9 protein-coding genes are annotated in these 9,450 nt (G+C 41.3%); 8 read left to right on the forward strand and 1 reads right to left on the reverse strand.

Annotated elements, in window-relative coordinates:
- Positions 1-3: 3 nt before the first annotated feature.
- A complete protein-coding gene (locus N477_RS17115; RefSeq protein WP_063363283.1) occupies positions 4-3,840 on the reverse strand; it encodes a TOMM system kinase/cyclase fusion protein in 3,837 nt (1,278 codons plus the stop codon).
- 495 nt (positions 3,841-4,335) lie between these two features.
- Here N477_RS17115 and N477_RS17120 point away from each other — a divergent pair, with 495 nt between their 5' ends.
- The 8 genes from N477_RS17120 to N477_RS17155 are packed head-to-tail and all read left to right on the forward strand — an operon-like array spanning position 4,336 to position 9,408.
- Positions 4,336-5,043, forward strand: coding sequence for a hypothetical protein (locus tag N477_RS17120; RefSeq protein ID WP_063363284.1), 708 nt, complete (start codon positions 4,336-4,338; stop codon positions 5,041-5,043).
- 4 nt (positions 5,044-5,047) lie between these two features.
- Complete coding sequence (locus tag N477_RS17125) at positions 5,048-5,662, forward strand: aspartyl/asparaginyl beta-hydroxylase domain-containing protein (protein ID WP_081216559.1); 615 nt, start codon at positions 5,048-5,050, stop codon at positions 5,660-5,662.
- A 42-nt stretch (positions 5,663-5,704) separates the two neighbouring features.
- Positions 5,705-6,217, forward strand: coding sequence for a GNAT family N-acetyltransferase (locus tag N477_RS17130; protein ID WP_196760646.1), 513 nt, complete (start codon positions 5,705-5,707; stop codon positions 6,215-6,217).
- Between the two features lie 56 nt (positions 6,218-6,273).
- Positions 6,274-6,567 carry a DUF6916 family protein gene (locus N477_RS17135; RefSeq protein WP_063363285.1) on the forward strand — a complete coding sequence of 98 codons (294 nt, stop codon included), beginning with the start codon at positions 6,274-6,276 and terminating at the stop codon, positions 6,565-6,567.
- Between the two features lie 40 nt (positions 6,568-6,607).
- Positions 6,608-7,156: a phage tail protein gene (locus N477_RS17140; protein WP_063363286.1), complete on the forward strand. Its 549-nt coding sequence runs from the start codon at positions 6,608-6,610 to the stop codon at positions 7,154-7,156.
- A 15-nt stretch (positions 7,157-7,171) separates the two neighbouring features.
- Complete coding sequence (locus tag N477_RS17145) at positions 7,172-7,699, forward strand: phage tail protein (protein ID WP_063363287.1); 528 nt, start codon at positions 7,172-7,174, stop codon at positions 7,697-7,699.
- Positions 7,700-7,711: 12 nt separating this feature from the next.
- A complete protein-coding gene (locus N477_RS17150; RefSeq protein ID WP_063363288.1) occupies positions 7,712-8,260 on the forward strand; it encodes a phage tail protein in 549 nt (182 codons plus the stop codon).
- A 14-nt stretch (positions 8,261-8,274) separates the two neighbouring features.
- On the forward strand, positions 8,275-9,408 hold the full coding sequence (locus N477_RS17155) for a S8 family peptidase (protein ID WP_063363289.1): 1,134 nt from the start codon (positions 8,275-8,277) through the stop codon (positions 9,406-9,408).
- Positions 9,409-9,450: the final 42 nt, after the last annotated feature.

Genomic DNA, 9,450 nt, shown 5'->3' on the forward strand with positions numbered 1-9,450 from the left:
CAATTAAAGGTTATCGTGTTGATTAAGATATCGGTTTTGGTTTTTACTTTTTTCGCTAATATACTCTGCATACGCATCTTCATAACGCCCATCGTTGCGTAAAAATAGAAACTTAGCTAAGAAAAAGTAATAAAAATAACGGTGAGATTGATAGCCCATAAATTGGGCTATATTTTCCTCAAAATGCTCAAATGAATTTTGTGTATCGATATTGGCCAAGTATTTAAGCATGGTGTTATATCCAAGCCAGCCAATATTATTGGTGTTTTGCGAGTGGATGTATCCTTGCTCGGAATGCAACTTGGCGTTCTTTAGACTGTGGTTAAAGTCATTGAACTCAGTGCTGATGGCACTTTTGAGTAAGAAGTACCAAGCTTGAAAGCCATGAGTGGCTGAAAGTACATCTTCGACGTTAAGTTGTCTCGCAAGCAAAAGTTGGTCTCGCATGGTTTCATCCGCTTGTTGCTCCAGACCTAGCAAGAGTTCAGATAATCCTTTGAAGCCAATGCAAACTAGCTCAGAGCAAAATCCAAAGTTGGCAGAAATGGCCTCAGGACTGTTGTCAAAAAAACCACGCTTGGGCAATGAGTCTATTAAGCTTAAAACTGTGTCAAACTCCCCAAATGAGAAATGGGTTTGTACAACAACTTCAGCAATTATGGGGTGAACATGACTTGGTAGATCGTCTGTTTTTTTCGCAATCCCAATGCCTATCTGATGTGCTACATTCATATCGCCTGATGCATAGGCGTGTAGCCATTGCCCACGCTGTGTGAAAAACTTTTGTGTCGGATCTTGAATTTCTTCCATCTTACGGATATTTTCTTCCATATTCGACACGGCTTGGCTATCAAGCCAGCCATTGTAAGCGATACGAGATGCGGCGAGGGCATTTTTAACAGACGTTGCCAGTGCGTTGTCTTCAATGTTACCTGCATTGATAATCTCCAATGCTTCTGCATAAAATGAGCTGGCTTTTGCTACAAAAAAGCACGTGGTTGCTTGTTTCGCACTGTGCAAAAGCAGTGTGACCGCTTCATTAAATTGACCGACTTTTTTCAAGTGAAATGTGGTCAGTAGTGGATCTCTATCAAAGTGGTTTAGGGTTTCGAGTGCAGACAATATTTGTAAGTGTTTGCCTTTGAACTCTTTAGAACTTTGGCTTTCATAGGCGGCATCTCGCACCAAAGCATGTTTGAATATATAGCTGTCGCTGTCCACTCTACGTTGTTGCACAATGAGATCTTTGTCAATCAGTTCATTCAAATCATTTTGAATTTGATCCTCACTGAGTGAGGATGCCGCTACCAGCAAATCATAGTCAAACTCTCTGCCGATTGTTGCAGCCAATTGCGCTGTTTCTTTGGCATGTACAAGACAGTCAAGCTTCTGTTGCAAAGACTCTCTAAGGCTGCCTGGGACCTCATTTTGCTTGTCTGGGCTGATGAACTGAATAGCACCGTGTTGTTCATGTACAAGGCCTTTTTGCTTCATCATATCTACCAGCTCTTCGATAAATAGAGGGATCCCATCTGTTCGATTAATTAGTACATTCCTGACTGAATTGGACACTGATTTATTTTCGAAAAGTTGTTCAATAAAGTCTTCGGTTGCTCTAGAGGTCAGTTTATTAAGTTCGATTTCAAGTAGCGTTAAATCGTGTAAGCAGTTTGGAGCTGGTTGCCGTGATGTGCTAATCAGAACATGATGGCCGTCTAGACTCTCTGCAAAAAATTGAATGAACTCCAGCGTGGTTGCATCCGACCAATGAATGTCTTCAAAAACATATAGTTTATTGTTGCAGATTGCATTTTCATCTGTGCTTAATAGGCTTGCCAAGCCCTTAAACAACAGTGCTTTTTGCGATTCTGAATTCAAAGAAGAGGGTTGGATATGTTCAGGTAACTCGACATTTAGCCATACAAGTAACACAGGCATCATGTGTGTGACATCTATGTCAGAGGCTGCACTGCTTAATAATGTGGTGAATTTAGCAACGATTTCTGAGTGGCTAAGGGTCTGAATGTTGTATAGGTACTTAACTAGGTTAATAACAGGATACAAGCCATTGTTTTGGTGTTCTGGCAAGCACTGTGCAACCAGGTGTTGATATTGAGATGCATTGTCTCTTATTTCTTGCAACAAGCGAGATTTACCTATGCCTGCCTCGCCGAAGATGTGTGCGATGCGGGATTTCGTATTCTCATCGTTAATGATGGACAACGTTTTATCTAACTCATGTTGTCTGCCAACCAGCTTGTGGTGGTTCTTAGTGCCACGCATAAAGCCAAAGGCTTCAATGCGTTTTTCACCATTGAGGTTATAAACTGTCAACTGTTCAATGGATAATCCCAACTGAATGTTGTCGAAATAATCAAACTCACTGAACGGTTCTAGAATAGAGCGTGTTTCTGCTGAGCATAAAATCTGCCTCTCGCCCGCAAGGCGAGATAACTCCATGGCAATATTAGCTACATTTCCTTCTGGCACTGCATTGGCATATGTGACAAAAATACCAGAATGGATACCAACATGCGCATTAAGTTGAATGCCATGCGCTTCTTGCATTAACGCATTTCTTTTGGCTAATTCACTGATGGCTTCGAGTGCGGTGCGCGCACTGAGACGCGTATCATTGTCGCTGGCAACTGGGTAGCCAAAATAAAACAGCATGGTGTCTGCCAAATTACCAACATGATAGGCGCCAAAGCGTGTTGCAATATCAATGCAGTGATTACGCTGAGATCGAAAAAGGGTGTCTATTATGTCTAAATCTTTGCTTTCACCAGTGACTATTTTCGCGCTTAATCGAACAGCGAGCACAGTGATTTGTTTTCGTTCGGTGAGCGTTGTGTAGTCAAGCGCGACCACATGGTTTGGGTCATCATTTCTCAAAACAACCGTGTTGTCGTCATATCCATGTTGTGCATGGACGTCTGCTAATATCCCCACCAAATTTGAGACGTTCATTGAATTGAGTTCTGTGAACACTTCTTTGCCTGAGATGACGCGCTCAGTGGCATTTTTTTGCAACACACGTCTAAGCAACCCTGAAAGCGGGTGTCCTAGTAGCGCACTGGGTATGGGAATATGTACGTCACTTAATTGTTTGTGATAGATAGACGCAATACTCGATCCAGTTACGGCGGGCATGCCTGTTAAACACTCTAATAAAACGAGCCCCCAAACGTATAGGTCTGTTTTTTCTGACGCAGGTTCACCTCTCAGCTGCTCTGGGGCACTGTAAGAAGGCGTACCGATTGTCTCTTGCGTTAACGTGATGGTTGCAAAGTCTTGATGACGGCTTTCTTGCGTGAGAGTACCGATACCAAAATCAAGGATTTTTGCATGTATTTTCGCTCCCGCTTGTGTAAGCATTATGTTGGCGGGTTTGATATCTCGGTGAATAATCCCTTTTTTATGGGCGTGGATCAGTGCATCGAGCACTTGTAACATAATATCGGTGGCTTCAACTGCGTCCAGCGCTCCTTCTTGCATAAGGTATTCACGCAGTGACTGGCCTTCAATATACTCAAAAACACCATATAACAGGTGCTCATTAACCTGTCCTTTATCTAATAATCGAACGATATGCGGGTGCTCTAATTGCCCACTTAGTGCGGTTTCACGTTTAAAGCGTTCAACATATCGTTTCTTTTTTGATTCTTCTAAATGGGGCTCAAGAGCTAAAAATTTGATAGCAACAGTTTGTTCTGTATTTTTATTGCGTGCTTTATAGACTTTACCAAAACCGCCCTCGCCAATCTTATGAAGTAGCTCATATTGGGAAGAATCGAAGTTATTCTCTATATATGGATCAGAAAAATGAGTTAATGACATTATGTTTATTCTACGAGTTAATTATTGTTGCCAAGAAACATTTGATGCAATTGAATGTAGATAGTACATCGTTTTTTAGTGGTTGACGATTACAAGTTATAATTAATTTCACATATATAATACATACGATTTTTTACCTAGTAAGAAACGCTTGTCTTATTTTTATTATTCCAAATATAAGGATTAAAGATTGTATCTTTTGTCTCTTATATCGGTATGACGATGTTTTTAGTTTTTTATTGTTGTGTTTTTTGGTCTTTTCTTATGTAGCTTTTTATTTTTTAAAAAAAGCTGAGAATATTTTTTCTTTGGGGTAGGTAGCTTATGGCTGCAAAGTGTGACTCACTTCAATTGATTAAATTCAAGGCTAGTTATTAAGTGGTGCTTTTTTCTATTGAGTTAATGTTTATGTACTGCGCAGTGTAATAAGGTGTAATATTTTATTATTTTCAATCCTGTAATAATTGATTTAATCAACTTAGGAAGGAATCGTCCATGAAGCGTCGAGGGTTCATTAAATCAGCAGTTATTATGGGTGCATCAAGCGCAGCGGGTGTTTCCATGCCTGTTTGGGCACATCAAAGTAAGCACGCAACGGCATATACACAAAGATTAAATAACTCAGAACTTCTTTCTTGGAATGTCACAAACCCCACCACTTTAATTGAAAACCCACAACAAACTATCGTAGAAGTTAGACTCAAACCGAGAGTTGCAAGGCGCTATGGTAGCAAAGTATATATTTTGTTTGAGTCAATGAATCAAATAGACATATATGATGATAAAGGAACAATATTAGGTTTTATTCCACTGAGTATGCATGTTAAAGATTTTACTATTGATGAAAAGCGCCAGCGTCTATTTGTAACAGGGGAAACGAGCTATTCTATTTATGCATTAGATTTTGAGGGCGATGTACTTGGCTCTTTTGGCGAATCTGGTAATGAATTGGAGCACCAACTTAATGGTGTTAAATCGATAACCTGCGACGTGTCTGGATATATACATGTTTTAGACTCCCATTCAAACAGCATAAAGATATACGACAATCAGGGCATATATCTGAAAAGTTATGGACCTAGGGAGTTATATACAAAAACTCGACTCCTGACCATAGATGGATATGACTCGATAACCGCTATTGGTGGCAAGTTTGCAGATACCGTCTATAAATTTGATATTTCAGGTCAGCCTTTAGGGTAGTTTGATGACTCTAAGTTGTACACAACCAACTAAGGTGTTGGCGGGCGCAAAGCTCGATTTACCTTGCCGTGTTAATGCTTTGCTCGATGATGTTATTTCTGTCAGTAATTCTCATTGGTGTAGACACGTAAACACATCTTGTTTTACAGGTGAGTGGGATGTACTCGCACTCTATGCTGATCAAGCTCATTTAGATGCTCATCCAATTTTACAATGTTTCTCAATCGAGGAATGTAACGGGCAGTTTTCACCTTTACCTATCATGGAAAGCCTACCTGAAATTGAACGGTTTCTAAGCCAATTCAAATGTCTCTTTAAGTCAGTGAGGCTGATGCGTTTAGGGGCAGGAAGTCAGATCTATCCACATCAAGACCATCGCTTATCTTTGGAGTACGGCGAAGCACGGATCCATATCCCCATTACTGGCTCTGAAGAAATTGAGTTTGTTGTTGGCGGACAAAAAGTGCCTATGCGCAATGGGGAATCTTGGTACGTCAATGCGGACTTAGAGCACAGTGTTTTGAATCGCGGCTTTAAGGCTAGGATCAATTTGGTGATTGATTGCAAGGTTAATGCGTGGCTTAAAAATATCATTGAATGTTCTGAGCAAAAATTTTAAAGCTGCATATACTCAATAAATGCACATAAGAGGATAAGGATTATGGTGCAATTTACCATACCTGAGGGACTTCATATCCGTCCCTCAACAGCAAGTGATAAGCCATTTATCGAAAAGCTGCACAGAGAAGTAAGACAGGACTTGCAGTGTATTGATGGCGAGCAAGATTTTATTGAGTCCATCGTTGAGATGCAGCTAAAAGCGCAAACTCAAGGGTACGGTGCTCAGTACCCCAATGCAATGTACTTCATTATTGAAAAGCACGGTGAACCCATTGGCAAGGCCACGCTTGATTTTGGTCATAATGAAATTCGTTTAGTTGATATCGGCTTTTTGGCCGCAGCGCGAGGCCATGGTTTTGGGCGGGCAATTATTCAATCATTTCAGCACTGTGCGGCGCAGTCAGCTATGCCACTCACTTTGTCTGTTAGCTGTTTGAATTTGGGTGCAAAACGCCTGTATTTAGAACTAGGTTTTCATACTGAATTGATACAACCGCCTCATGAATTATTGATTTGGTATCCCCCTGCAATGAAAAGCATAGTGGGTGTTTAAACTGGGTGTCATTTAGGCAGCCTTGTATTCACTTTACACAAAAAGAGTAGCAAGAAATGGAAATAGTAACGCATGAGTTAATGCACTCCTTAGTTGGTCAAAAAGTAGATGTCTTTTCGGTGCAGAATGAACAGCAAGTTGGTGAACTAGAAATTTTTAACGTAGAGAATGGCAGAATAGACACTGAAGAGTTTTCTTCCTTTAGTATTTCTCTTCGCGGAGACCCTAACAACCAACTTCCTCAAGATAATTATCTGTTTAAGCATAGTACGTTTGGTGAATATCCGATGTTTATGAGTATTTATGATGTTGATAAATATCAGATTGTTATTTCTCGCAAACGCAATTAAGAAGTGGGGAAACCCAAGTCAAAAGTAAGGAGTGGTTTTTATGGTTAATCCGTATTTAGGCATGATGCAGATGATTGCCTTTAACTTTCCACCTGTACACTGGGCTGCGTGCAATGGCGCATTGATTCCTGTCAACGACAACCCAGCGCTATTTTCATTGCTCTCAGATACATTCGGTGGCGATGCACGAACGAACTTTGGATTACCTGATATGCGAGGGCGAGCGCCTGTTTATCAAGGTAAATACGGTATATTGCAACAAGGTCAGAAGGGCGGTTTTGAGGAAGTTACCTTGACTAATGCCCAGACGGGACATAACCACGATTTTCAAGTTGATTCATTAGAGGGGGATAGTTTCCTTCCATTTAGTAACGCCAATCCAACAGCGCGTTACACCATATCGACTGCAAACACGCAGTTTCCGACTGGGGTAAAAAAGTTTTACGCGCAAAACTCAGGTGGTTTGGATACTTTGTCTTCGCAAAGTATTGGCACTGTAGGGCAAAACGCACCTCATACTAATTTACAACCAACAACGGTTCTGGGTTTTGTGATTGCACTTAACGGTGCGTATCCGCCAAGAAACTAAGTAAAGGAGCATAATATGAGTGATGCATATTTAGGTGAAATTCGTATGTTTGCAGGCGTGTATTCACCATACCACTGGTCATACTGTGCAGGCCAGCTACAAGCGATAACGGATAACGAATCTTTATTTAGTCTATTGGGTAGTAATTATGGTGGTGATGGGCGAACCACTTATGGCCTTCCAGACATGCGAGGGCGAATACCAGTAGGTGACGGGCAGGGGCCAGGCCTGACAAATCGAGTGATAGGTCAGCGGTATGGTGTTGAACAAGTTGTGTTGTCGACCTCACAATTACCAGCACACAGTCACCCCGTACAAATAACTAGTGCGACGTCTGAGTTACAAGCCCCAGTTGATGGTCAATCTTATATTGGTAGCGAGTTACATTTTTTACCTGATTCTACCGCAGGGTTAGAAACGAACCCATTCAGCGCTCGAGCCATAGGCACAACCGGTGGTGATGAAGCGCACGAAAACAGAATGCCTATGCTGTATCTCGGTTTTATTATTTGTATGAACGGTTTGTACCCGTCTCGAAATTAAAGGAGTATTGAAATGGATCCATTTATTGGTCAAGTTGATATGTTGCCATATGCCTTCGCTCCGGTTAGTTATGCGTTTTGTGATGGCCAGTTTGTTGATATTTCGCAAAATCAGGCACTGTTTGCTGTGATTGGTACTACTTATGGCGGCAATGGACAGACAAATATGCAGCTACCAGATTTGCAAGGCAGAAGCCCAACCATGTTTGGTACTGGGCCTGGTCTTTCCCCTGGCGATCTTGGTAATCGGGTTGGGTTACCGGATGTTGTGTTAATGGAGAGTGAGCTTCCATCACATACTCATGAGTTATATGCAGGTAAAACCATCAAAGATGGTCTGGTTGATCGCTCCAATGGCACTGGTTTGTTATCTGCGGCAAGAGCCACCACTGGTGGTGTCGCTCGTGTATATTCTTCGGATGATTTGGGAGGCTCAAACATTACTTTGAATCCTCAAGCGATATTGAGTAATGGGCAAAATCAAGCGCATGAAAATAGACAACCATACCTTGCTGTACAATTTTGTTTGTGTATGGATGGTATTTTTCCTCCTAGGAGTTAAGAGAGCAGTTAGCGGTGAAATTATTGGGCTGTTTTTTAATTCTATTCGCATTTGGGGTTGTCGCTGACACCCCCAATAGACCCTTCATTACTTTTAAAAATGACCTTGAAGAAATTAGGTTATACCCATCACCTCAAACGGATATCTATAGCAGCAATATTGGATTAGATTTTTATTTAAATTACAAACTTATTGCTCAAATCGATAAACAAAAAGCACATGGCATTGAGTCGATAGCGCCAATCCAAATACTTGCGGAAAATGTAGAGAGTGCAACCGTTCTAATATCATCTGCACCGACACAGTTTTTATCTGTTTATGAACAGCTAAAGCAATTAAGTGGAGTGGTGAATATACAGCCTGATTTTGCAATTGCGCGTGCACATGAACAAGCTGAACAAGCACCTAATAGTATATTGAAAGCGCAACAAGTGAGGCAGCTTCACAGGCATCAGTGTCTTTCGTCTTATCATCCAAAACGTATAGCAATTATTGATGACGGGTTGAGTTTATCAGAGCCTGCGCTTTCAACGTTTAATGTATTACTCGCATACGATGCAGATCATCAGCATTTGCTATCTAATAGCGAGGGCACAAGAGGCCATGGCAGCATGGTTGCGAATGTTATAGCGAGCAATCTTAAGTCACAGGCAATTGGCCAAAGCGCTCCCGCAGCTGAATTGGTGAGTATTCAGCAAGCCAGCACCTTAAATTCGGCCATGATTTTGGCATTCAGTGTGTCTCAAAAAATGCAGGTAGACATCATTAATAGCAGTTGGACATTGCCTTTTGTTTCTGAGTTTCTGGCTAATGTGATCCGCGATGGGCTAACTGAAGGGGGCATTTCTTACATAATCGTATCTGCAGGCAACCATTCACAGGATGCTTGTGTGAGTAATAAGCTGTCGTTGATAAAAGGTGTAACAACAGTTGGTGCATTATCTCTAGATGGAACAATTGCACCGTTTTCAAATTACGGCCGGTGCGTCGATGTTTATGCACCAGGCGTATTTTCCAAAAAAGAACAAGGTTTAAATCTCACTATACATGGGACGTCTTCGGCTGCAGCTTGGGTCACCGGAGAAGTGTCACACCTGTTAGGCTGTGGCCTGACAAACAATGAAATTAAACTCAATAACAATTATTAAGCTCGTTTGATTTTTAAACAGAGACTGCGCGCTGTTAACTAA

The organism is Pseudoalteromonas luteoviolacea H33-S (assembly GCF_001625695.1).
GTDB classification, from domain to species: domain Bacteria; phylum Pseudomonadota; class Gammaproteobacteria; order Enterobacterales; family Alteromonadaceae; genus Pseudoalteromonas; species Pseudoalteromonas luteoviolacea_B.